The 24,984-nt window shown below is 47.0% G+C and carries 24 protein-coding genes; 6 read left to right on the top strand and 18 right to left on the bottom strand.

Features of this window, described 5'->3' with window-relative positions; genetic code table 11:
• Position 1: 1 nt before the first annotated feature.
• Both ACUC6J_RS02890 and ACUC6J_RS02885 read right to left on the bottom strand, forming a co-directional pair.
• Complete coding sequence (locus tag ACUC6J_RS02890; RefSeq protein ID WP_016819492.1) at positions 2 to 838, bottom strand: carbohydrate ABC transporter permease; 837 nt, start codon at positions 836 to 838, stop codon at positions 2 to 4.
• Positions 839 to 1,720 carry a carbohydrate ABC transporter permease gene (locus ACUC6J_RS02885; RefSeq protein WP_025363899.1) on the bottom strand — a complete coding sequence of 294 codons (882 nt, stop codon included), beginning with the start codon at positions 1,718 to 1,720 and terminating at the stop codon, positions 839 to 841.
• A gap of 208 nt (positions 1,721 to 1,928) precedes the next feature.
• Between ACUC6J_RS02885 and ACUC6J_RS02880 the strand changes: the two genes are divergently transcribed.
• Both ACUC6J_RS02880 and ACUC6J_RS02875 read left to right on the top strand, forming a co-directional pair.
• A complete protein-coding gene (locus ACUC6J_RS02880; protein ID WP_447249721.1) occupies positions 1,929 to 3,743 on the top strand; it encodes a sensor histidine kinase in 1,815 nt (604 codons plus the stop codon).
• Positions 3,744 to 3,750: 7 nt separating this feature from the next.
• Positions 3,751 to 5,403 (top strand): response regulator, encoded by a 1,653-nt coding sequence (locus ACUC6J_RS02875; protein WP_447249720.1) that lies wholly within the window; start codon positions 3,751 to 3,753, stop codon positions 5,401 to 5,403.
• Here the strand turns inward: ACUC6J_RS02875 and ACUC6J_RS02870 are convergent.
• The 3 genes from ACUC6J_RS02870 to ACUC6J_RS02860 form a co-directional block, all read right to left on the bottom strand.
• Complete coding sequence (locus ACUC6J_RS02870; RefSeq protein ID WP_447249719.1) at positions 5,333 to 5,920, bottom strand: GNAT family N-acetyltransferase; 588 nt, start codon at positions 5,918 to 5,920, stop codon at positions 5,333 to 5,335. The two genes, ACUC6J_RS02875 and ACUC6J_RS02870, sit on opposite strands and share 71 nt — an antisense overlap.
• A 109-nt stretch (positions 5,921 to 6,029) precedes the next feature.
• Positions 6,030 to 7,154 carry an NADH-dependent flavin oxidoreductase gene (locus tag ACUC6J_RS02865; protein ID WP_016819487.1) on the bottom strand — a complete coding sequence of 375 codons (1,125 nt, stop codon included), beginning with the start codon at positions 7,152 to 7,154 and terminating at the stop codon, positions 6,030 to 6,032.
• Positions 7,155 to 7,404: 250 nt separating this feature from the next.
• Positions 7,405 to 8,355, bottom strand: coding sequence for a bile acid:sodium symporter family protein (locus tag ACUC6J_RS02860; protein WP_102998346.1), 951 nt, complete (start codon positions 8,353 to 8,355; stop codon positions 7,405 to 7,407).
• Between the two features lie 296 nt (positions 8,356 to 8,651).
• Here ACUC6J_RS02860 and ACUC6J_RS02855 point away from each other — a divergent pair, with 296 nt between their 5' ends.
• The gene (locus tag ACUC6J_RS02855; protein ID WP_277376308.1) at positions 8,652 to 9,407 is read left to right on the top strand and encodes a tryptophan-rich sensory protein; all 756 of its coding nucleotides are present in this window, start codon (positions 8,652 to 8,654) and stop codon (positions 9,405 to 9,407) included.
• A gap of 97 nt (positions 9,408 to 9,504) precedes the next feature.
• On the opposite strand, the gene ACUC6J_RS02850 is transcribed toward ACUC6J_RS02855, so the two are convergent.
• Complete coding sequence (locus ACUC6J_RS02850) at positions 9,505 to 10,491, bottom strand: undecaprenyldiphospho-muramoylpentapeptide beta-N-acetylglucosaminyltransferase (protein WP_447249718.1); 987 nt, start codon at positions 10,489 to 10,491, stop codon at positions 9,505 to 9,507.
• 84 nt (positions 10,492 to 10,575) lie between these two features.
• A complete protein-coding gene (locus ACUC6J_RS02845) occupies positions 10,576 to 10,956 on the bottom strand; it encodes a RidA family protein (protein WP_013308546.1) in 381 nt (126 codons plus the stop codon).
• Between the two features lie 269 nt (positions 10,957 to 11,225).
• Here ACUC6J_RS02845 and ACUC6J_RS02840 point away from each other — a divergent pair, with 269 nt between their 5' ends.
• Together ACUC6J_RS02840 and ACUC6J_RS02835 are read left to right on the top strand one after the other, a co-directional pair.
• Positions 11,226 to 11,753 (top strand): sigma-70 family RNA polymerase sigma factor, encoded by a 528-nt coding sequence (locus ACUC6J_RS02840; RefSeq protein ID WP_016819485.1) that lies wholly within the window; start codon positions 11,226 to 11,228, stop codon positions 11,751 to 11,753.
• On the top strand, positions 11,750 to 13,015 hold the full coding sequence (locus ACUC6J_RS02835) for a DUF4179 domain-containing protein (RefSeq protein WP_447249717.1): 1,266 nt from the start codon (positions 11,750 to 11,752) through the stop codon (positions 13,013 to 13,015). Before ACUC6J_RS02840 ends, ACUC6J_RS02835 begins: the two co-directional genes overlap by 4 nt.
• 78 nt (positions 13,016 to 13,093) lie before the next feature.
• Here ACUC6J_RS02835 and ACUC6J_RS02830 read toward each other — a convergent pair whose 3' ends face one another.
• From ACUC6J_RS02830 to ACUC6J_RS02795, 8 genes are all read right to left on the bottom strand, one after another.
• A complete protein-coding gene (locus ACUC6J_RS02830; protein ID WP_016819483.1) occupies positions 13,094 to 13,813 on the bottom strand; it encodes an NAD(P)H-binding protein in 720 nt (239 codons plus the stop codon).
• 37 nt (positions 13,814 to 13,850) lie between these two features.
• Positions 13,851 to 15,296: an ATP-binding protein gene (locus tag ACUC6J_RS02825; RefSeq protein WP_249507134.1), complete on the bottom strand. Its 1,446-nt coding sequence runs from the start codon at positions 15,294 to 15,296 to the stop codon at positions 13,851 to 13,853.
• Between the two features lie 173 nt (positions 15,297 to 15,469).
• Positions 15,470 to 16,972 (bottom strand): HD-GYP domain-containing protein, encoded by a 1,503-nt coding sequence (locus ACUC6J_RS02820; protein WP_031462759.1) that lies wholly within the window; start codon positions 16,970 to 16,972, stop codon positions 15,470 to 15,472.
• A 121-nt stretch (positions 16,973 to 17,093) separates the two neighbouring features.
• The gene (locus ACUC6J_RS02815; RefSeq protein WP_447249716.1) at positions 17,094 to 17,972 is read right to left on the bottom strand and encodes a (Fe-S)-binding protein; all 879 of its coding nucleotides are present in this window, start codon (positions 17,970 to 17,972) and stop codon (positions 17,094 to 17,096) included.
• Positions 17,973 to 18,127: 155 nt separating this feature from the next.
• Positions 18,128 to 18,583 (bottom strand): MarR family winged helix-turn-helix transcriptional regulator, encoded by a 456-nt coding sequence (locus ACUC6J_RS02810; protein WP_257126627.1) that lies wholly within the window; start codon positions 18,581 to 18,583, stop codon positions 18,128 to 18,130.
• A gap of 716 nt (positions 18,584 to 19,299) precedes the next feature.
• Positions 19,300 to 19,608, bottom strand: coding sequence for a hypothetical protein (locus tag ACUC6J_RS02805; protein WP_017428042.1), 309 nt, complete (start codon positions 19,606 to 19,608; stop codon positions 19,300 to 19,302).
• Between the two features lie 97 nt (positions 19,609 to 19,705).
• A complete protein-coding gene (locus tag ACUC6J_RS02800; RefSeq protein ID WP_016819476.1) occupies positions 19,706 to 19,828 on the bottom strand; it encodes a hypothetical protein in 123 nt (40 codons plus the stop codon).
• 339 nt (positions 19,829 to 20,167) lie between these two features.
• The gene (locus ACUC6J_RS02795; RefSeq protein ID WP_447249715.1) at positions 20,168 to 20,500 is read right to left on the bottom strand and encodes a hypothetical protein; all 333 of its coding nucleotides are present in this window, start codon (positions 20,498 to 20,500) and stop codon (positions 20,168 to 20,170) included.
• A gap of 141 nt (positions 20,501 to 20,641) precedes the next feature.
• On the opposite strand from ACUC6J_RS02795, the gene ACUC6J_RS02790 reads away from it, so the two are divergent.
• Positions 20,642 to 21,010, top strand: coding sequence for a VOC family protein (locus tag ACUC6J_RS02790; protein WP_016819474.1), 369 nt, complete (start codon positions 20,642 to 20,644; stop codon positions 21,008 to 21,010).
• Here the strand turns inward: ACUC6J_RS02790 and ACUC6J_RS02785 are convergent.
• The 3 genes from ACUC6J_RS02785 to ACUC6J_RS02775 all read right to left on the bottom strand — a co-directional run bounded on the left by ACUC6J_RS02785 (position 20,995) and on the right by ACUC6J_RS02775 (position 24,937).
• The gene (locus ACUC6J_RS02785) at positions 20,995 to 22,659 is read right to left on the bottom strand and encodes a CoA-disulfide reductase (RefSeq protein ID WP_447249714.1); all 1,665 of its coding nucleotides are present in this window, start codon (positions 22,657 to 22,659) and stop codon (positions 20,995 to 20,997) included. The genes ACUC6J_RS02790 and ACUC6J_RS02785 overlap by 16 nt on opposite strands.
• A gap of 194 nt (positions 22,660 to 22,853) precedes the next feature.
• The gene (locus ACUC6J_RS02780; protein ID WP_017428046.1) at positions 22,854 to 24,146 is read right to left on the bottom strand and encodes a homocysteine synthase; all 1,293 of its coding nucleotides are present in this window, start codon (positions 24,144 to 24,146) and stop codon (positions 22,854 to 22,856) included.
• A gap of 152 nt (positions 24,147 to 24,298) precedes the next feature.
• Complete coding sequence (locus tag ACUC6J_RS02775) at positions 24,299 to 24,937, bottom strand: flavin reductase family protein (RefSeq protein WP_045245073.1); 639 nt, start codon at positions 24,935 to 24,937, stop codon at positions 24,299 to 24,301.
• Between the last annotated feature and the right edge of the window lie 47 nt (positions 24,938 to 24,984).

Raw genomic sequence — 24,984 nt, 5'->3', positions numbered from 1 at the left:
CTCAACCTTTAACCGAACCTGCCATAATCCCTTGTATAATATATTTTTGCATGGCCAGAAAGAACGCGATGACCGGCAAGATACCCAGCACCAGAGCAGGTAATGCCAAATCCCACTGCTTCGTATATTGTCCGAAAAAGGCATAGGTTGCAATCGGAATGGTGCGCAATTCAGCCTTTTGCAGCACGAGAGAAGGCAGTAGATAGTCATTCCAAATCCAGAGTGTATTCAAAATAATAACTGTTACCATCATGGGCAGCATCAACGGATATACAATCCGGAAAAACACCCCGTAAGGCGTGCAACCGTCTACTGTAGCTGCTTCTTCCACCTCGACTGGCACACCTTTGACGAATCCGTGAAAGAGAAAGATGGACATAGGAGCCCCAAATCCCAGATAACAGATTACCAGACCACTAATACTGTTCATTAAATCCAGCGTACTTACAACCTTGACCAAAGGGATCATCACCGATTGAAAAGGAATGACCATCGCGGCCACGAACAGGCTGAACAGCACCCGATTGTAACGTGTTGGATGCCGAACCATTCGATAAGCAGCCATTGAGCTGATCAGTACGAGCAGCAGATTGCTGACCACCGTAACCACGAATGAGTTCCATAACGCTTCAGGAAAACGCGTAATGCTCCAAGCTCTAGCATAGTTGCTCCATACAAATGTTTGTGGCCAGGCCGCAGAATCCGTGAGCAGGTCACCAAAGCTTTTGACCGAATTCACGAACAAAAAGTAAAACGGGACGAGGAATACCAATGCGACGAGGATCATCACCAACTCAGTCGCCCAGGTTCCAACGCGGTAGCGATTGTTTGTTTCCATCTACGATTCCACCTCCCGGCTTTTTGTCAGGCGTACCTGAAGGCTCGTAACGATAGCAACAATGATAAAGAAAATAAGTGCTTTAGCCGTTCCCAACCCATAACGATTATTGACAAACGCTTCATTGTATATATTGAGCGCCACTGACTCCGTTGAACCAAAAGGACCACCCTTCGTCAATGACAGGTTGAGATCGAACATTTTAAACGACCATGATATCGCCAGGAAGAGACATACCGTAATGGCGGGCATGATCAAAGGCAGTATAATCGACCGCAAGATTTGCATCCGGCTCGCTCCGTCAATCTCCGCTGCCTCCAGCATATCCCGGGGCACATTGGTCAGGGAAGAGATATAAATCACCATTAAATATCCGGCTGTTTGCCAGATAAACACGATCACAATGCCCCAGAAGGCCGTAATCTCATCTCCCAGCCAGGACAGGTTGAAGAAGGATAACCCCGTACTCTCGCCGATCGCTGCAAATCCCTTGACGAAAATAAACTGCCAGATAAAACCGAGCAACAGACCGCCGATCACATTAGGCATGAAAAAAATAGTTCGAAGCACATTTTTTGTTTTTAGCGGCTTGGTTAGAAAATACGCCAGCAGAAAACCAAAGATATTGGCTGCCACCACTCCAATCACCGTAAAACGGACGGTAAACCAGAACGCTGTCCCGAATTTGTCGTCATTTAATAAAATGTGACTGAAATTATCCAGCCCGACCCACTTTGCCTGATTGGCTACCCCATTCCACTCTGTAAAAGAATAGTACATTCCTAGCATGAAAGGGATTACAATAATGATAACGAAAAATAACGTCGATGGCCCTACAAAAATCCATTGCTGGAGCCATTGCGACGACTTGGCGCGATTCAAACCGATCCCCCCTTTGTTCTCTTTGGTGTCTGGAACGCTCCTCTACGGCATCCTTGCAAGCAGTGTGGACGTTGAATCCGTATGGATATGCGATTCACATGTTCATTATGTCGAATTAGTGCTCTGGAGAACACGCAAGATCGTGAACCATTAAGGGGGAAAATATTGACCTCAGGCCTGCCTTGAATTGTGAAAGGAGCTTACCTGCATGAAATTTCATAGCATTCGTTCTCGCCTAATCTGGTTTCTACTCATTGCGGTCACCATTCCGTTGCTGCTTTCAATGACCATGACCTTCATCCTCACCAAGCAATCCTTACGGGAGCAGGCCACCCAAGAAAATGAGCGGCTTATTTTTCAGGGAATTACGAATCTGGATAACTATTTACAGGGATTAAATCGCGCATCGATCGGAGTCTATAATGACCCTCATTTTCTGCGCAACCTGGCTAAAATTCCAGATGATTACCGGGCCGTTGCCGAGATTTACACCACGCTGCAAACGATGATGAATGCTTCCTCAGGTATTGACCAGGTGTACTTGCATTCGTTTGAGGCTGGGCAATCTACGCTGATTACCAGCACGGTTCCTTTACGGGAGTTCCGGCTGGAGCCCTTTACCGGTTCTATCCATTACGGCCCTTCCGGACTGTTCATACAACCCTCGCATATAAAGCATTTGTACGGCTTTTCGGCGGTTTCCTATGCGGAGCACAGCACAGAGCGGCAGGTATTTACACTCCACCGGGCGATTCGGAACATTCCGTCTTCAGAAACGCTTGGGGTACTGGCTATAGACGTTGATCTGGAGGCACTGCGCAGTATTTGCCGTCAATTGTATGATGCAGATACAGAGGAGCTGTTTTTAATTGATCGGAACGGAACGATCATCTATAGTGGAAAAGAATCATCCATTGGAACACACTGGAAGGAATCTGGCCTACTCAAGCGAATTTCTAAAGAAGACGAGCACGGTGTAATTGAAGATGATACAGCACTGCACGTATATGGCAAACTGGATGCCAACCTGTCAGGCTGGACACTCGTCAAGAAAATCCCTCATCGGACGCTTTATATGCGAGCTACCCAACTGACCCAGATCAATGCGGTCATTACAGGCGCAGCATTGCTGCTCGTTATTGTCGCCACGTTATGGATTTCAATAAAAATTACGGAACCGATTAAGCGGCTGACTCGCTACATAAACCAGATTCAGTCTGGTCAGCTGGATGTAGACATCCGAGCCATGAGCAACGATGAGATTGGAGTGCTCTCGCGTCGTTTTAGACAGATGATGGATACCATCAACAACCTCATTTTGCAGGAATACAAGCTGGAACTGGCAAACAAGACACACCAATTGAAAGCGCTTCAGGCACAGATTAATCCTCATTTTTTATATAATACGCTACAGTCTATTGGAACACTGGCTCTACAGCATGAGGTGCCGCGAATCTATTCGCTGCTCTCTTCCCTTGCCAAAATGCTCCGCTATAACATGCGGAACCATACGGTTGTTACACTCAAGGAAGAGGCTGAACATGTAAAACAATATCTTGATTTGCAAAAGGAACGCTTCGGTGAGCAATTAGAAGTCACCTATCAATGGGATGATCAAGTTCTGAATGATCGGGTGCCTAAAATGATTCTCCAGCCGTTGGTGGAAAACTACTTTAAACACGGTGCCGATCCCCGGCTGGGAACCGGTAAGATTCGTATTACAGCCTGCCGAATCCGGGAAGGCATTGTGAGGATTGAAGTAGAAAATAACGGCGCTTCGATTCCACCAACCGAGTTGGAGCAGCTTCAGCATATGCTGCAACGTCCGCTGAAAGCCCATGAAGAATCAGACACTGATGAGCAAAACTCTATTGGTCTTCGTAATGTTCTATTACGTATCCAGCTTCACTCGGATGATGGTTCTAATACCCTGTGTGTAGACAATATTCTGCCTCATGGCGTTCGTTTCACACTTGAAATTCGCACCGAGCCCCATACAGAAATTCATTTTAAGGGAGAGTGATCTGTCAATGAAGGTCCTAATTGTGGATGATGAAAGGCATGTACGTCACGCCATTCGGATGCTTGTACATTGGGAAGCTTACGGTGTGAGCGAGGTGATTGAGGCTGAATCGGGCGACCAGGCGATTGAGGTTATTACCGCACTTTCCCCGCCTGTGGTACTCACAGATATGCGAATGCCTGGTAAAGATGGAGTAGCCTTGATGGAGTGGATTCAAGCCAATTCTCCAGCTACCAGAGTCGTGGTGGTCAGCGGCTATGATGATTTTGAATTGGTTCGGCAGGCCATTCGCCGGGGAGGCATGGACTATATCCTTAAGCCCGTAGATCCGGTAGAGATCAATGAGGCGCTCAGTAAAGCCACTCAAGCTTGGCGGACAGCGGAGCAAGACCGGAACAGGCAGACCATGCAGGCTATGGAGGTCAACCGGATGAGGCCGCACTATGCTGATAAACTCCTGACCGAACTCATTTCCGGTACGGCGCTATCCATCACTCCCTTACGTGAGGAGCTGCGTCTTCCCACAGCTATTCAGATCTGTAATGCAGCAGTGATGAGTACCACTCAACTGGATGCCGATATACTGGACAAATATAAAACGCGCCGCGCGCTTCTAGGCTTTTCCCTCATTAACATTTGCAACGAATTTCTGGGTACTTCTCAAACCGGAATTGCATTCCGTCATCTGGAGCGTACGGACGAAATTATTCTGCTGTATTGGGCCGAGCCGGCTCGTTGGCCAGTGCTCTTGCAGGAGATTCACGCAGGGATTAGAACGGCGCTGCGCTGCTATATGCACATCGGGGTTGGTTCTTTCGGAACCTTTCCGATGGGGGCAGCCACAGCCTACCAAGAAGCACGGCAAGCGCTCTGGAAACGGGATATGTTGCAGGCCACCGACTGGATACATGAGAGTTCTCCGGCCCGGCAGACCGTTCGTCTTCCCCAGTTGTCTGAAATGGAAGAGGAACTACGGCTTAGTGCGCTCAGCTGTAATGCCAGTCGCGTATCTACAGCGGTAGGCGACTGGGTGGCAGCCGTAGCCGTGCTGCCTTCGGTTACAGCAGAGCAGCTCGCTGGCTGGAATCAAGAGCTGGATTGGATGCTGGCTCGCTGGCTGAATGACAGACCTGGAGATGCCGAAGGCGAGGAGCTGACAGATGAGTCCAACTCCATACCTGCCCTGCCAGTCGACAACCGTGGGGTGCTTTCCCTACCTTTATGGAAAAAACAGATCGAAAATCGATTGCTGGCAGCCGGTCAGGCACTTACGCCAAGCCATAGCCCAAACAACCCGACGATCCGTGATATTGCCCGCTATCTGGATGCTCACTATGACGAGGATATTTCCCTACAGGATATAGCGAGCCGCTTTTACCTCAGCCGGGAATACATTTCTCGTAAATTCAAGCAGGAGTACGGGGTTAATCTGTCCGATTATTTGTGCCAGATCCGGATGAGCAAGGCAAAGCTGTTACTGCTGAATGACAAGCTGCGCCTTCACCATATTGCCGGTATGGTCGGATATCAGGATGAGAAATACTTTGGCAAGGTGTTCAAAAAACTTGAGGGAGTTACGCCTGGCGAATTCAGAAGGCGTCATTCTGCAAATCCTCAGCCGTTATCGCATATAACACATGATCTTCCCACACACCATTAATCTTCAAATAGTTGAGAGCCAGCCCCTCGCGGCGAAATCCCGCCTTTTCCATCACTCGATGGGAAGGCGAATTTCTTGGCATGACTCCAGCTTGAATACGGTGTAATTCCAACTCATTCAGGGCGTAGCGGACAATATCCTTCACTGCGGAGGTAGCATAGCCTTGTCCATGATATGCAGGATCTACGAAGTAGCCCAGATTGGCATTTTGGAAGGGACCTCTAGCGACACCAGACAGCTCCATTCTGCCGATCAGCTTATCATTTTTCGATAAAAAAAGTCCAAACGTATATCCCTGTCCAGCTTGTGCAGCTTCCAAGCCGTTGGAAATCAGACGCACCTGTTCTTCCAGGGTAAAGTAATGTTCAGGTCGTTCTGGCTCGAATGGTTTGAAAAACTCAAAATGTTGGCGTCTAATTTCTAATAAACGTTCTGCATCCTTTACTTGTAAAAGCCGAATCTGTAGACCTGGATGGGTGGACTTCATCGAAATCACACTATTCGTTTCATGGAACATTATCATTACCTTCTCTCTGTGTTATTCCTACGTAATTGTAATTCACAGTCACGAGACAAGAAAATACCCCAGGCGCATAAAAGCAGCCTAGGGTATTATTATTCAAAATTTAGTCCGTAACAGGCATCCAGCCAGGTATAGTCGTCAGCGCACCCCACAAGTAGTCAGGAATGACCAGCTCCTGCTGGGCTTGCTTGGACAATGTCGTGCGAATGGTATCCTCTGTGCCGTTCTGCACTTTCTGAACCCATTGCGGCTCCATCAGCAACGGACGTCCCAGTGAAACAAGCGGTACACCTGTCTCCAGTGCTGCAAGCGCCTCGTCTGGTGTATTCAGGGAACCCACTCCCATGACTGGTACACGGTTCCCAACCTTCTCATGAATCAGAACCGTACGTGAACGTTCGTCACTACGGTCGCGGAACGAACCGCCGAAGAAATGATTTACGGAAATGTGAAGGTAATCCAGCCCTTCATCCGCCAGACGGTCTACAAGCACCATCGTATCATCCAGCGTGATGCCTGGCGTGTGTCCTTCCTCAGGAGACAAGCGGTATCCGAAGATAAATGGACGCTTCGCATGCTCTGTGATTACTTTCTTCACTTCGTGAACAATTGCCAGCGGAAAGGTCAAGCGTTTCTCAAGACTTCCTCCCCATTCATCGGTACGAATGTTGGAATGCGGAGAGAAGAATTGCTGCACCAGGTAACCGTTCGCTCCGTGAAGCTCTACACCATCATAGCCTGCTTCAATCGCGCGGCGAGTTGCTTCGCCATAGGCGCGGATGACGCGGTGGATATCGTCAGATGTCATTTCACGCGGCACAGGTGCGCCTTCTTTTTCCTCAGCTACTGCGCTTGCACTGATCGGTTGTCCGTCTGGAATCTGATCCGGTGGGCACAGGCGGCCACCATGATAAATTTGCAGAATCGCTTTCGCGCCCTCCTGATGAATCGTATCCGCCAGACGACGCAGGCTAGGAATCATTTCATCCTTGTCCGCACCAAACTCATTAACAAATCCTTTGCCATCTGGAGTTACATACACACAAGCGGTAATAACCGCGCCCACACCACCGGAGCGTTCACGGTAGTATGCCAGTTCCTGGTCACTGACTTCGCCATTTTCGTGGGAAGCAAAGTTAGTCATAGGAGCCATCGTAATGCGGTTCTTCAATGTAACACCGGATGGCAGGGTATAAGCTTCAAATAAAGGATTATATTTCGGGTTCATTCGTTCTCTCTCCTTCAGTTTAAGTCAGATCAGATCATATAGGGCTATTGAGCATGAAACGAATACGAATTCAATGTCATTTTCCTTCCATGACGAAGCCTCTTTGCTGTTGCTTACTTAAATACAGTGGTTATAATAACCACAGTATAATGATCCGCCCCTATAAAGTCAAATCCAACCTTTTTGACCTCCCTTAAACTGTCCGAAAAGTCCGAAATTTAGCCACTTTACATCAGCTATTGACAGTCGCTTATTTGCTTCCGGCTATGCTATCTTTCTCCTCCCGGCGGGAAAACCAGGTCGCGAGCAACGAGCCGGAAATATTATGCCACACGCTAAAAATCGCACTCGGTACAGCAGCAATCGGATTAAAATGGGCCGCTGCCAGCGCAGCGCCCAGCCCGGAATTCTGCATTCCTGTTTCCAGCGTAACGGCTTTACGCTTGGAAAGATCCATGCCGAATAGCTTGGCAAACCAATATCCGAGCAGAAAGCCGATACCGTTATGCAAAATAACCACAGCAAAAATAATCGGACCTGTCTCCAAAATTTTGCCTTTGCTGCCTGCAACCACAATAGCCACGATAAGTACAATCGCCATGGTTGAAATGAGCGGCAGCGCCTTGACACTGGCTTCCGCTTGTCTGCGGAATAGCGATTTGACGATTACACCCAGCACAATAGGGACAATAACCACGATGAGGATATCCATGATCAGCGACTTCGCATCAATATTCATCCAGCGTCCAGCAAGCAGACTAATCATCGCTGGGGTTGCCAGTGGAGCAATCAGCGTCGACACTGAAGCGATCGATACGCCAAGCGCCACGTCACCTTTGGATAAGAGCGTCATTACGTTGGATGCAGTTCCACTTGGACAACAGCCGACCAAAATGACACCCACCGCAATATCCGGTGGAAGCTGCAATACTAATGCCAATACAAAGGCGAGAAACGGCATGATCAGATAGTGCCCTACCACTCCTATAGCCACATCCACTGGACGCCGGAACACTTCACGAAAGTCGGCCGCAGATAAAGTCAGCCCCATCCCGAACATGACAATGCCCAGAAATAACTGTATGTATCCTTTCAACCCTGTAAACGCCGTAGGAAAGAAAAATCCCAAACATGCAAATAAAAGCACCCAGATGGAAAAGGTCCCACCTACAAATTTTCCTACTTTCTCTAATCCTCTCATTCTACTGATCCCCTTACTTCTATATAAGCTGATTTAAGAAAATGCACATCGGAAGCATCTTCTGGCTGCATAGTTGGCACGCCACGTGAACTCTTCCTTCAGCTTATATAGTGCTTAAAATTTTTACCATTGTACTACATATGAATGCATATACATACTACTTTTTATGATTTTATTGGGATCAAGAAACTTTTCCCCGTTCGGACATATTTGAAAGCAAAGTGGGTATATTCATAGTAGAAGATAGTGACCAGTCGGTCATTTTGAATATCATTCGTTGAGGAGGAGTTATTCCTATGTCACGAAGCCATCCGTATAAATGGTGGAATATTATTGCATTCATCGCTGTCGTTCTCGTTAATATTTTGGCTTCTACACTTCCTATTGGCGGAAGAAGCACCGCTGCTGTATCCAACATGTATCCTACCTTAATTACGCCAGCAGGTTACGCTTTTTCCATCTGGTCGGTCATCTACGTGCTACTCGCCTGTTTTGCCGTGTACCAAGCTACATCAACAGGGCAAGCCAAGACAAGCGTTCAATCTATCGGTATTTTCTTTATTTTGAGCTGTCTCTTCAACATCATCTGGATTTTCCTATGGCAGTATGTATACGTAGAACTGTGCGTGATCGTCATTATTTTATACTTGCTCTCCCTATTCGTCGTATATACACGTACTCGTACACCGCAGCCAACTCGCGGAGAAATGTGGTTCGTCAAGCTTCCTTTCAGTCTGAATCTCGGTTGGGTATCTGTGGCTACCATCATCAACATTGCAGTAGCATTGGAAAAGAATGAATGGAGTGGCTGGGGTCTCAGCGATACGCTATGGGCGATCATCATCCTGTTTATTGGCACCGTATTGGCCATCTTGGTCAGCTTTCCTTATCGTGACAGCATCTACCCACTTGTATTTGTATGGGCCTATGTCGCCATCGCCATCGAGCATCCAAACAATGAAAATGTACGGCTGGCTGCATGGGTCTTGTCGGCAATCATCCTGGTGTACGCGCTATGGCTATTCTTTGCCCGTAATCGAGACCGGGATTAAAGGAAACGAATATCATCTCCTAGCAACAAGCACAAGCGAGCATGGGTCTGAATCATTTTAGCCCAAGCTCGCTTGCTTTGTTTTTTCTAAAATATAATCAGGCATAGACTTTAATCAAATCTAAAAGCTTGCTTGTCGATTGATCCGTATTAATTTTCTCCATATTGTGAATGTAATCCGACCTTTTTTCATACAAACGAAGAATCATATCGACAAAGCGTTCAGATTCCAGCTCTTCTTCTTCTAAAAATTCACACAAGCCTTGTGCTTTAAATGATTTTGCATTTAGAATCTGATCCCCCCTGCTGACTGCCTTTGAAAGAGGTATCAACAGCATAGGCTTACGCAACGTCAAGAATTCAAAAATGGAATTTGAACCTGCCCTGGAAACAACCATATCTGCCATCGCCATTACATCCGCCAGTTCATCGTTTATGTATTCAAATTGCTGATAACCATTCGTACGAATAGAATCATTCACTTGGTTCTTACCACAAATATGCACGATTTGAAATTGAGCGAGCAAAGCCTCTAAATTCAGCCAAACCAGCTCATTGATCTTCTTGGAGCCTAAACTCCCACCCATGATGAGCATGATGGGCTTATTTCGAGTAAAACCGCAGTAGGCTAACCCTTTGGCCGCCTTCCCCTCTTTTAGCTCATCTCTCACAACAGCACCAATATATCGGGTATTCTTTGAGCGAAAATATTCAGCTGTTTCAGGAAAAGTAGTACAAATTTCGGTAGCAAACATGCTGGAAATTTTATTCGCTAATCCAGGGGTAAGATCGGATTCGTGGATGATGACGGGGACTCTGTTCAACCACCCAGCCAATACCACAGGAACGGAAACAAACCCGCCTTTTGAAAAAATAATATTCGGTTTTTCTTTCTTTATAATCCGGTATGCTTGAGAAATTCCCTTAAGCACTTTAAAAGGGTCCTTAACATTATTCCAGTCAAAATATCTGCGTAATTTCCCGGTTGCGACACTAAAATAACACACATCTTCTAATCCAGAGATCAGTTTTCTTTCAATCCCTTGTTCAGAGCCTATGTATTGGACACTCCGAACAGCACTCATTACATTCAAAACAACCGGATGCCACTATAGTAGTGACCCCCGGTTCCATGCAAACTATTTATTTTATGAACGAACCCTGGTAACTTATTCGCCCTTCAATGCAATGACTTCAATCTCCACCAGTGCGTCCTTAGGCAGACGAGCTACCTCCACCGCACTCCGTGCTGGGTATGGTTGCTCGAAGAAGGAACTGTACACCTCATTGACACTGACAAAATCGTTCATGTCCTTCAGGAATACAGTCGCTTTCACAACCTGGTTCATGTTGCTGCCTGCCGCTTCCAGAATGGCCTGTACATTGCTCAAGGACAGGCGAGCCTGCTCCTGTACATCCTTGCCGAACTCACCTGTTGCCGGATTCAGCCCAAGCTGTCCTGAGGTGTAAATAAACCCGCCTGCCTCTACCGCTTGGCTATAGGGCCCGATCGCGCCGGGGGCTTTTTCAGTAGCAATTGTTTTTTTCATAGGGGTTGGATTCTCCTTCCTGATACTGGTTCACCGTATTATAGCATGTGAAGTCCAAAGCCACTATTCCGTGCGACGGTTTGACACGTTAGGTTTCTCTAAAGATACCTTACTGCGATGGTGCTACATAATTTTATTTCCGCTGTAACCTTTAGCGCCCATGTATCATCTAATTCTTGTAACCTGCTACACAATAGATTGTACAAATTCAAATACAGGTACAATTACATTGATCATAGCTAGTATAGACGGGAAAGGAGCACCATCCTTTGAATCTCGAAACAAACGTATACCAAGCAAGGCACGGGGATCGCAAGGCGTTCGTCGCCTTGATGAAACAGATGGAATCCGATATGTATGGCATGGCGCGTTCCATTCTTCGCAGCAATGAGGATTGCGCGGACGCAATACAAGAAGCGATGCTCAAAGCATACAAGTCTCTGGGTGAGCTGCGTGAACCTCGCTATTTTAAAACATGGCTGCTTCGTATTCTCATTAATGAATGCCATCTCATGATCCGCAAGCAAAAACGGGTTGTACCCGTCGCGGAATTTATAAAGGAACCGTCCACCTCGGGCGGATACGAAAAAATCGAGCTGCGCGAGGCCATCGACCACTTGGAGGAATCCATGCGAACCGTGATTTCCCTGCACTATTTGCGTGATATGCCGATCAGGGAAATCTCAGAGCTACTGGACCTATCAGAGGGTGCCGTCAAAACACGATTGCACCGTGCTCGCAGAACATTAATGGATCTGCTACAAAATCGCGGAGAAAGGAAGGTGACCTTTCAATGAATCCTTCAGAGTATGAGAATCAGGAACAAAAGCTGGATGATAAATTACAATTGGAGAAAGAAAACTTGGAAGCAGATATGGCAGACATCCCTGATTTGGTAAGGCAACGCCTAGACGCATTTTATGCACAAATGGAATCAGATTCTGACCTGCTACCCGACCGTTCATCCTCTCATCGACCCGTTAAAAGGTTTCTTCGGAGAACTGCAATTACCGCTGCTTCTGCAGCGCTCATTGGCGTTATGATCATTGGCAGCGCCTATGTTTCGCCTACAATGGCGGAATCATTGAAACAGGTCCCCCTTGTCGATAGCGTGTTCAAGCTAGCCGGGGATCTTGGGCTGCAAACCGCTGACCAGAAAGGGTTGGCCACTTCATCGAATCTTAGCGTTACCCATGACGGTATTACATTGAAGGTACCTCAAATCATATTTGATGGGACACGCTTGGTCGTGGCGTTGGAAAAGAGCGGTGGGGATTCACAACATGAACCCCTGTATCCCACTACCAATACGCAAGGGCAGGAAGAGGATATGGTGGAGAAAATAGACCTGTTCATCAATGGGACGTCGGTCGACAGCAACAGTAGCGCCTTTAATCTCATGTATGGTCGTCCGGGCAAAGACAATAATTCTATGCTGATTGCGTATATGCGTGACCCTGCCAGTGGTAAAGCCGCCTTACCAGATCAGTTTGAGCTAGAGGTATATGCAAAGTTAAAAGGTGTATTCGAGCCGTTCCGCATACAAACCACGGTTCACAAAACTAAAATAAATAACAAGATACTTCAGCCGCAAATGAGCAAATCTAATCCTTATCTTGCATTTACGGTAGAAAAGTTAGAAATGACCCCTATCACGACCAAGATTACAACATCGTTCAAAATGCTGACTGATATTGCACATATGCCGGATGAGTACACCGTGGAACGAGAGTACAATAACATGAAGAATGGACACACGAATCAGTACACCAAAAAGGAATTGGAGATACTCGATTATGCTGTATTCGACGAGCAGGGAAGAGAACTTCAATTGCTGAGCGGTTCTGGAGTTCCCCATACCAAAGAACGTGACAGCAAAATGATCACACTGTTTACTCCTTTTGTGGACACTCCCCAGAAGATCATTTTCAAGCCATATATCTTGCCAACCCAATCAGGAGGTAGCGCCCTACTCGATGCTAAAGGTAACTGGACACGCCATTACATCGATGAATTAGAAATTACGATCGATGTGCCGCAAAATACAAACCACCCATAAAACACGAATAACGCCGCTGCTGTCCGAATGATCGGGCAACAGCGGCGTTATTATCATTTCTAAATCTTAAGCGTGGTTTTAGACATTGTCATCAGGAGTTGTTCCTGTACCAGGCTCCTCATCATCGGAGGTTAGTTCTGCACCGATGACCCGAATGATGTCATTCGGATAAATATGTACACCGCTCGCCTGCGCGAGAGCAATTCGTACCATAGCTCGTGCGATGAACGAAGCGGGAATGGCACGATAGGAAGCGAACCTGCCCGTCATTAGGCCATCTAGCGCTTTCATGACAATCGTGGCAGCGGCTTCGCCAAATCGTCGTTCAGATCTCGCTCCCAAAATGAGCGACGGACGGAACAAATGCAGTGCAGGCAATCCAATCGCGGCAAGCGCCTCTTCAGCCTCACCCTTGGTACGGTTATAAAACACACGTGAATCCGGATCAGCGCCCATCGCAGAGATCGCAAGCATCTGTACTGCTCCAGCCTCTTTGCCCAACTGGGCTGTCAGAACCGGATAGTCCAGATCCACCTGTCGAAACTGCTCCTTAGAGCCAGCCTTTTTCATCGTTGTCCCAAGGCAGCAAAACACATCATCCACCCCTTCGAGGGCGAAGGCCGACTTCTGTGGTTGTTCCCAGTCGATGAGCGCCTGCTCTAGCTTGGGATGCTTGATGTCCAATGGACGCCTGCCCAAAACCATGACGCGGGTGTATTCTTTTTGCACCAGTAGCTCCCGTACAACATAACCCCCGACAAGCCCTGTGCCACCCACAACGACCGCTTTACGTTCCATGATATACCTCCTAACGCTCCTTGTCCCATGATTGCGATCAGGTTAGTTTAAACGGCTGTTCGTCCGCCTCCTTGCTGTCGGACGGACACATAGGCAGGTACAGGGAAAAAGTACTTCCCTTGCCTTCTTCACTCTCCAGACGGATAAATCCGCCTAACAAGCGGGAAAAATCACGGCTGATGGACAACCCCAGTCCGGTTCCACCATATTTACGATTAATCGAACCGTTCGCCTGCTGGAATGCCTCAAAAATAACATGCTGCTGAAGCTTGGATATACCGATGCCTGTATCTTTTACAGCAAATACAACCCAATCTCCCTCCTGACCCTTTCGATCCAGATGCTGTGTGCTGATTTCCAGCAATACACGCCCTTCATGAGTAAACTTAAAGGCATTGGACAATAGATTACGTAAAATTTGCTGTACTCGTTTGGAATCGGATCGGATTTCATCCGGTACATGTTCATGCACGTTCAAGCTGAATTCCAGGTTTTTATCCTTCGCTGTGACTTCAAAATGCATCATCATCCCCTGCGCAATCTCACGCACACTGACTGGCTCACTTACGATTTCCATGTGCCCGGCCTCGACCTTGGATAAGTCCAGAATGTCATTAATCAGTTGGAGCAAATCATGGCCCGAGGCATAAATTAGATCACTGTACTGGTATAGCTCGTCCTCATCCAGCTCTTTTCCCTGCTCATTGATAATCTGTGCCAGGTTAATGATGCTGTTAAGAGGTGTACGTAACTCATGCGACATCGTTGCCATAAAATCCGATTTATACTGGGAAGCCATCATCAGCTGCTTGGCGCGTTCCTCTAAAATAATCTTTGCCTTTTGCAGCTGATCACGCTGCTCTGACAACAACTCATTCGCCTGCTGAATCTGATAGTTTCGCTGCTGCTCCATCTGAAAATCACGTAATATCAGTGCAAATAAAAAGCTGAGAATAACGCCGATAGGCAGTGTAAGAGGAACGACCTCTGCTACATAATAACGCCAGGGAATGACGCCCAGGAAGGCAATATTTAACGTATTTACAATATTAACCGCTAAAATGGTTACAGATGCCTTAATAATCAAGCGCCAAGTGGAGCGGCGCATCCAGTAGTTCAAACCGGCGCATAATATGCCCAAAATGCTCATATTCAGAAAACCGACCCACGCCGCCATATTCAGGCCGAAAGTAAATCTCGTAAGACCGATTGCTACCCCAATAATAATCAGCGTGTAGGAACGGGGATACACCAATGCTGCGATAATGAGCGGAACAAAACGCAGATCGAAAATAACCGTTTCATTGAAATTAAAGCCAAAGCAAGAACTGACCCATCCGCCAAATACCACCAGCAACACTGAGCTGACATATTTGAACCGCGTAGACGTACGACTCAAGCCATATTTATAAATCACGTTCGCCACATAGGCAACGGCAATCAGCATCCCCAAATTCATTATAAACATCGTTGAAAATTGCATGGATTCACACTCCCATTGCGCGAGAAATTGGATGCCAGGCCTATGCTAGCCGATTTTGCCTTACTCGTACATCATAACATGAAGCCCCATCTTTCGACATATCCAAGAGGCTTGCGTGTGTGTATAAAAAAAGCGAACCGCAACGGCTCGCCCTAGTGGGAGTATCTATAGAGTCAGCTTGGAATGCCTTTGTTCCGGCGCCACTCCTTGACAAATAATTCGGCAAAGTAAGGATCCCACTGGGTTCCTTTACCCTCTTCCAATATCATAACCGCCTTCTCTTCCTTCATACCTTTCCGATAGGGACGATCCGACGTCATCGCATCATAGGCATCTGCTACGGCTATGATGCGCCCAAATAGTGGGATGTCTTCCCCGGAGAGCTGGTCAGGGTATCCCTTGCCATCATAACGCTCATGGTGCGAGCGCACGCCGGGCAGATAAGGGGCCATAGCATAAGCCGGCTCCACTTGCCGAAGAATACTCTCCCCCATAACCGGGTGCATTTTAATCTGGTCAAACTCCTCGTCCGTCAGCTTGCCATCCTTAAACAACACAGCGTCAGCCACACCGATTTTACCGATATCATGCAGCAAGGCTGTTTTACGCAGCAAGTCAAGATCCGTCTCGCCCAAGCCGCCCTTTCGCCCAATGAGTACAGAGTATTCGGCCACGCGCAACGAATGTCCTGCGGTATAGGCATCCCGCGCATCCAACGCTGCAGCCAAAGTGGCAAAGTAACTGTCTAATAGCTGACCGTTCTTTTCCTCTCGTTCCTTCAGGCCCTCGATCATCATGTTAAATCCTTCGACCAGCTCCGCAAACTCGTCCGAATACAAGTCACTGGCGTTACTGTTCAGGCGGCCTTCCTTCACTTCATTCATTTTTTCCAACAAGTGATGGATCGGCTGTTCGATCTCACGGGTTAGCAGCCTGCCTCCCAAATAGGCAAAGGCTACACCAGATATTAAAATCGTACCCGCCCATGCCCAATAGGAGCCGGAATCCGCCGCCTCCAAACGTTCCAGCCGAATCTGCGTAGCTAAACAAAACAGAAACAGAGGAAAAGCACCAATTAACGTTGCACTTAACTGAAATTTATGCCGAAGTGACAACAGAACTCGACCTCGCAGGGACAGGTTCAATCCATATTGCTGATAGGTTCGATCCCGAATCTCCTCCAGCAGCGGTTTGATTGCTCTCATGGTCAGAAAAAATTCAACCAGTGCATGCATGGAAGCGACCAAACAAGCTCCTATACAGGCGATTCCTACATAATAAAAGGGAAAGGTAAGTTGTCCAGTATGTATCATCCATAATGCAATGACGGCTGCCGGGATAGAGAAGCCTAGCAAATGCGGTCCAACAATACGTAAAACGGACAAATTAGGCAGATGATGAACCCGGATATACACCGCTTCTACATCCTTGAGCGTCTCCTGATTGCCTTGGAAAAAACGATGAACGGGTCTTAAGTGCATTCGAAACACTATGGTTTCACAGACAATCATAATGACGCTGGAAAATGCAACAATTTTGACAAGACCCAGAAGCTCATAGTGGGCTACATTTAACGTGGAAAATACAAAAATCATACATACCAGTAGTACAGCAATAAATGAACCTATAATATAGTTCAGGATAACATGCTGAATAAAGCGCTTATAGATCGGCAAAATGCTACCCCTCTTTTCATCCGTACGCTCATAAAATATCTTTGTATTCAATATCGGAGTCCAGCCGTCAAAAGTTAACCTTCTTCCATGAGCAATTTGCATGAATTCTAGGAAAATAACACTAGCGAGCGGTCCGCATCGGATTGCGGCTTTCGCAGGGCACCTTGGTCTGGCAAAGTCCGCAACCGGCACCCGATTCAGCCTCACCGCCGTTTAACACTGCCCACTTTCGAGATTCCTCGCCGTACACAAATTTCATGCAGGCGATTTTGTCATGACCGCCTTCCTTGCTGATGGCCTGCACAGGGCAGCGAGTAATGCACACACCACAAATGCCTTTGCTGCACAGCAGACAGTTACCGGTATGGCTCAGGTTCGAGGATACTCTGACATCAGGCGGCACCTGCAGATCCGTTACTACAGACAGCAGGCGGATGGCAATTCCTTTTTCGGTGATGAAGCCATCGTTGATACTGAAGGTGCCGAGACCGGCTGCATACGCGATATGCCGTTCCGACCAATTAGAGACCGGACCACCTGTGGCACCGTGGATGTTGTACCAATCCGTATCCAGCGGCGCCACAGCTCGATAGCCAAGTCCAGTCAGATATCCCGCCAAATGGTGCCTTGCCGACCGCAAAAAATATTCATCGCCAAAGGTCCGCAGCAGCGCCCACTCTCTGGAGGCTCTTGCTTTTTGCGCACGATTGGCCTTGCGAATCGTCTCACTGATCGGCAGCACAACACTGACAACGGTGCCTCCACCAAAACTTCCTGTGCCGAAGGTCCGTTCGAAGGCTTCCTGCGGCGTAGCATGGTCGGGGCCCACCACTCTTTTATAATCCTCAAACAAAGGATCATTGGCCTCTGCAAATTGAATAATCGGTTCCTCGTAGTAAGGGCTCTGTAATTCTTCGCAGAAATTGCGCTTGTCTTCGCTCACATAGGTCTTCATCTCGGCTGCGATAAGTTCTTTCATGTCTGGTACGGGCGTTACCATCCTATCCACATCCCTCTTCTTAAGTTATTGTGATTCTCTCGAATTCCTGGCGGATACCCGGTGACCGATGAGTGGCTGCGTTACATATCTGAACCCCCTATTCGTGTATATACACGAATAGGTCAACATGGCCTCCCTTATTAGGCGAAGGCTAATCACAGTCTCAATTTTTCAATTTTGGATAACAGTGCGGTCAATATCTGCAAATCGGCGCTTCCCAGTGACTCCTGTAAAAATAACTGCGCCTCCTCCCAGAGCTCTGCTGCATCGTTATATAACGCTTTTCCTCTCTCTGTCAGGGTAAGGCAGCGATTTCGGCTTCCCTCAGCGGATGTATCCTCCACATACCCGCTTTGCTCCAGTGCCTTCAAATTGCGCACAAGCGTGGTTCGGTCGAGTCGCATCTCCGATGCTAATTCGCTTACGCTTACCGGTCCCAGTACCGTTAAGTGCTTGAGCAGCGAAAACTGGCTGATATGGAGTCCACTTGGAGCCAGATACTGGTCATACAGCCCTGTTACAGCCATCGAGGCACGACGCAGATTAATGCATGTGCAGACTGAGGGCGAGTTATTCTGTGATGTTTGTTTGTCTTTCCTTGAGGCAGTCATAGTTCTTGTTTCCTTCCATCTTTCGTGTAACTACACTATTTCAAAATTCAAGTGCTTTGTCAGGGCAATTTATCACAGTCTCCATTCTCTGCAAATGTAAATAAGTCTAATCCATTGCAGAAAGTGCATTATTTCCAGTCTACAATCAAAAAAACCAAAAATCCCTTGTGTTTTAGAATCATTATTGTTATACTGTATTAGTATGTATTAACCCCATAGGATTCCACGCAAGAAGCTATACTCCTATCACCGCATGGAGCTTCTCCAAATTTTATGTATAACCCTAATGTAGAATTTTGAGCTTTTGCCGAAGATTTTCACATTCACACTGGCGCGGTCATCGGAGCCGCAAGGACGAAAGAGAGGTAGGGCTTTTGTCGTTTGGAAAATGAACAGAGGAATCAGACTGCCCCTTATGAACATGCTGACCATATAATACAAGGTAGCAGGGGTTAAATATATATTATGCCGTCAAACGATGAAGTTTGAGCAGGCCGTGCAGTATACGCAAGCTGCGCAGATCCTCCGGATGATCCCCGGGGGATTTTTCATATACGGAAAACGCATCTATGAACAAAAAAGTGACCCTGCCGATACATCGACAGGGCCTATAGCTTGATCAAAAAGGGGTTAATAGGGTCATTATAGTCTTGCTTTCTTAAAACAAAATGATATGCACCTTAAAAACTCATTAATTTTCCAGCTTTATATGGCTACTAATAGTTCGTCCAATATTCCATACTACCGGACTGTATCTTTTGGGTAGTAGGGCGTCCAGCTTCCACTTGGGCAGACTTGTAGCTGGAAGGACGCTCCCATCCTTCCAGTAAAACAATATGCTGGGTACCTGTGTTAGTTTCCCATGTGATATAGCGCTCTTGTTCCATATGTCGCAATGCAGCTGTAATTTCAGAGTCTCGCCTACCCGTTTTTGCTGACAATTCAGCCATTGTAGGCATATGGCGATGCTGGGCAAAATAATTATACAAAATACGTAGTAGCTTCCGTTCCAAATCCGGCAACATCGTTACCCCTCCCAAAGAACATATGTTCCCATTATAACACATAAAAATGCACCCTCCTACTGGAAGATGCATACGGGCTTGTATGCCCATGCTGAATTTAGTTTTTTTCCTTTTCCTGACGACCGATAGAGCGCAACCACCAAGAGATTCCTCCAACGCTTCCAAGCGCCAAAACCGTCAAGAAAATAATATAAAATAAATGAAATGTACGATCACTCATGGCAATCGCCTCCTTACTTTATGTATACACTTTCCAGCTAAGCCTGTAAACATCTTTTTGATCCCACAATCACATTTTCGCCAAACATTTGACAATAGATACTTGCTTAGGATGCATCGGTGCACACTTATCAAAAATGGTTAATATCAAATAGGAGACAGATCAAGGAGGTTATCGAATATGAAGTTTCTATTGATCGTGATCATCATTGCGCTGATCGTTGTTTTGCTCATGAGAAGACGCAGATGAACGAAGACATCCTCTATGGTTAACTGAGAATACAAAAAGGGCTTTCGGTACATCACCGAAAGCCTTTGTTCATCTGAGGTTAAGGCTGAACTACGCCTTGTTCTTTTTGCTATATTTAATAAAAGCAATCACAAGCCCTATAGCAAACAATATTCCGCTGACTACCCATGTGGTCAGAAACGCCATACCCAAGCCGACATTAGCCCCCATGGTCGGGTGCTTCATAGCAGTAAACACCGAGCCCTGCATCATAAATATGGTACAGAACAAAACAACGGGTGCCAAAATAATTGTGCTTGCGGTCTTACGACTACCAGATACTGCAATTACACACAGAGCAGAAATCACCAAGATCACCCAATAGATAACTGCTTCCCAAATCGCTGAAGTGCCCACCTGTTCGACCTCTTTTCTATCCATCATATATACCTCTTCTATTGTAACAGACGTCACACAGTGAACCAAGCCATAATTTGATTAGAAAAGGGCTAAACCCTGCCGACAATGTAAATAATGTATAGTAGCAGACAAACCTACATAGAAGAAATGAAAGGAATTGATCTTATGAGAAGTGCAAGTCCTTTTGTCATTGTGAACGATGTGCAGCAGTCGGTTGACTACTACCAATCTGTTTTAGGCGGGAAAATCAAAGTACTGAACAAGCAGGACGGCAGGCTCTTACATGCCGAACTGCACCTGGGCAGCAGCCATATCCATTTTTCCGATTCCTATGGTAAACCACTGAAAGCACAGCATGTCCAAATCATTCTCGACTGTGAGAGTGAGGATGAGCTTAAACAGGCTTACCATGCACTATCCGAAAAAGGCACCATCACTGTAGAACTACAAGATACCTTCTTTGGTGCGCTGCACGGCGAAGTAACGGATCATCTGAATCAAATTGGATGGGTGATGAACTATTTCAAAAGATGATTACGTTTAGCCATAACTGAATACGTCTTGTAGCCGCCATCAACGTTTCTCACCCGATATCCGGATTGGGTTAGAATTCTGGCCGCTAGATAGCCGCGTAGCCCGACTTGGCAGGATACCGCGATCTCCAGATCAAGAGGAATTTCCGACATCCGCTCTCTGATCTCGGCCAGTGGAATATGAATAGAACCTGGAATCGCTCCTCCCTGTAGCTCCATCGCATCCCGGACATCAATAACAAGACCACCATTGCGGTAAAAATCGTCAACTTCATGGCACTGTATCGTCTGGACCAGCCCATCCAGGATGTTCGAAGCTACGTAACCCGCCATATTCACTGGATCTTTAGCTGAAGAATAAGGAGGTGCATAAGCAAGCTCGATATCTGCCAGCTCACGGACGGTTAAATGGCCGCGAATCGCCGTCGCAATAACATCAATCCTTTTGTCGGCTCCGTCAGCCCCAACAGCCTGCGCTCCGTAGATCATCCCGGTCTTCGGATGAAAGAGCAGCTTCATAGAAATGGGTGATGCGCCGGGATAATAACCGGCATGTGAACCAGGATGAATATGAATAGCCTGATAAGGAACAGCCAGCCGCTGCAATGTTTTTTCATTGTTACCTGTAGAAGCTGCGGTCAATGCAAAGGTCTTAATTACGGATGTTCCGAGCGCACCATCATAGGAAATCGGCTGACCATTAATATGATCCGCTGCCAAACGCCCCTGCCGATTGGCTCCCCAGGCCAGCGATACCATCGTTGCAAACCCATGATTGCGGTCTTTGACCTGGATGGCATCACCTACCGCATAAATGGACGGATCACTGGTTTGCAGCTGTGCATTCACCTGAATAGCGCCGCGAAAACCTAGTTCCAATCCGCATTGCTTGGCCAACTCATTTTCAGGCACAACGCCAATCGCCAAAATAACCATATCCGTCTGAAGCATCTCCTCAGAGGTCAAACGTAGCCGTGTACCCTGTTCTTCAAAAGCTGCGACTCCTTCCTCTAAACGCATCTCCACCCCGTTCAGCTGCATATGCTGTTCCACCAGTTTGGCCATTTCAGGGTCAAGCGGATTCAACACTTGTTGTCCTTTATCCATAACGGTTACTGCAAGTCCACGCTCCCGCAAATTTTCAGCCATCTCCAGCCCAACAAATCCAGCACCAATTATCGTGGCATGCTTGGGTTGCCTTTCATCTACATATGCCTTAATAAGGTCGGTGTCATGAATGTTTCTTAACGTAAATACATTTGTAGCTTCATGTAGTCCGGGAATGTCTGGTATCATCGGTTTGGCTCCCGGCGACAATACCACAATATCGTACGCCTGCTCATCCATCTCTCCTGTGATCATATCGCAGTAACGGACAAGCTTATGCTCGCGGTCTATTTGTATTACTTCTTTCAGCACCCGAACATCTATATTAAATCGGTCTCTAATGCCTTGAGGCGTCTGGAGAAACAGCTTCTCCCGTGCCTGGATTGTCCCCCCAATATAATAGGGAAGACCACAGTTTGCAAAAGAAACATGCTCACCGCGTTCAAACAGAATAATCTCGTCTTCCTCATTCCATCTACGCAATCTCGCCGCAGCAGAAGCTCCACCTGCTACCCCGCCAATAATAACTATCCTCTTACCCATTTCTTCCCCTCCTCATATACCCTATGGGGTATAATATATACCTATGGGGGTATGATGTCAACAAACAAAAAAGGCAGAGGTTACCCCCCGCCTGCTCAAACCCTAAACAAAACCCGATTGGAATCACAAATCACTTGCGACTGCTGCAAAAATGCCCTATCTCACTGGGCTAACAAGCCGCCAACTACTGTTTATTACTGTTGACTGGCCGCGATTGCCTGCTCCAGATCATACAAAATATCGTCTATCGCTTCGGTCCCGACAGATAAACGTAACAGCTCCGGTTTGACTCCAGCAGCCACCTGTTCTTCTGCGCTCAGCTGCTGATGGGTTGTGCTTGCCGGATGAATAATCAAAGACTTGGAATCGCCAACATTCGCCAGATGAGAAAACAGCTTTACATTCGCAATCAGCTTGCTTCCCGCCTGACTCCCGCCTTTGATACCAAAGGTCAAGATTGCCCCTTGTCCTTTTGGCAAATATTTTTGGGCCAACTCATAGGATGGATGGCTCGGCAATCCAGAGTAGCTGACCCACTCCACATCCTTGTGACTTTCGAGGTATTGCGCTACTTTCAGGGCATTCTGACTATGTCTTTCCAGCCGCAGATGCAATGTTTCCAAGCCTTGAAGCAGTAGCCATGAATTGAACGGAGAAATGGCTGCTCCCAAGTCACGCAGCAATTGCACCCGTGCCTTGATAATGTACGCGATAGGTCCCACCGCCTCGGTGTATACAACTCCATGGTAGCTTGGGTCCGGCTCAGTCAGTCCGGGGAAACGACCACTCGCTTTCCAGTCAAACTTGCCACTGTCCACGATTACCCCGCCAAGAGACGTACCGTGTCCGCCAATAAACTTGGTTGCCGAATGCACAACAATGTCTGCTCCATATTCGATAGGGCGTAATAAATAGGGGCTTGGGAACGTGTTGTCCACAATCAGCGGAATACCATATTCGTGTGCAATCGCCGCTACAGCTTCTACATCCAGCACATTTCCCTGTGGATTGCCAATCGTTTCGGCAAATATGGCCTTCGTTTTATCCGTGATGGCTTGGCGGAAATTCTCCGGATCATCCGAATCGACAAAATGCACCTTAATACCCAATTTCGGCAGTGTAGTAGAAAACAGATTATATGTACCGCCATACAGACTGGAGGCCGATACAATTTCATCTCCAGCTCCTGCAATGTTCAGAATGGAGAAGGAAATCGCCGCCATTCCCGAAGCTGTGGCCAACGCGCCAGCTCCGCCTTCCAGTGCGGCAATTCGTTGCTCGAATACATCCGTAGTCGGATTCATCAGACGCGTATAAATGTTGCCGAATTCTTTCAGCGAGAACAAATCAGCCGCATGCTCGGCATCCCGAAATCCATATGAAGTGGTCTGGTACAACGGAACGGCGCGGGCAAAGGTATTAGGATCAATCTCTTGTCCGGCATGGACAGCGAGGGTTTCGAATGACAGCTTGCGTTCTTCTGACATGATTATTGCCTCCCTTGTTATACGTGCTGTATGAATCGTCTCTTCCTGTATGCGTAGTCTTGGATGATTTTTCAACTATTCTCGCACAAAAAGAACGATTTGGGAAGATAATTCTCATTATTCAGGTAGGATATTATTATTTTATTAAATAATCAGGTTTCGGATCGGAAGGTTTTGCCCAAATGCTCGCCCAGACCAAAATAATGGCGGAAATTATAGATGAGCGGACTCCACTTTGCTGGATCAATATGATTCTCTCCGAGGATGATATCCTGATGAACATGCACCTGTATGGCTTGGGTTTCGACGATCGCAAAATAAGGAGAATGGTCAGGAATCCGCATCTCCTTCACCTTGGCTTCAATTTGAATAGGGCACTCCCTGATTCGGGTGGGCTTGACTCTATTCGATTCAATCGCAGCCAGTCCGCTGATCTCATACTTATCTTTTTGATATGAAAATCCATTTTTCTCTTTTTCCACTGGAACGGGATTCTTACCTGTAAAAGGAGCCAAACGCTCTACATTTCCCCACATGGAAGGCCCAGGAACATTGATTACACATTCGGGATGCCGCTCCATATTTTCTAATGCTTTGCCACCTGTTCCAATGCCTAGTACCACACAATCTCCTAATGCCCACGAGGAGGAAATAGGGCTAATATTGGTCGTTCCATCCTCATTCAGCGTGTTGAGTAAAATCACAGGGGTTCCGTAATATAAAATGCTAGGGGTTATCGTTTGTATGCTTGGGCTGACATTCGATTGATTTATTTGATTCATTGAGTCCATGTTCTCTTCTCCTTCTGTTCAGATCTGCCTCCTTATTGTAAAATGTA

This window comes from Paenibacillus sp. JJ1683 (assembly GCF_053006485.1).
Note: the sequence above shows the minus strand (reverse complement) of the source record. Positions and strands in the feature narration are given on the sequence as shown.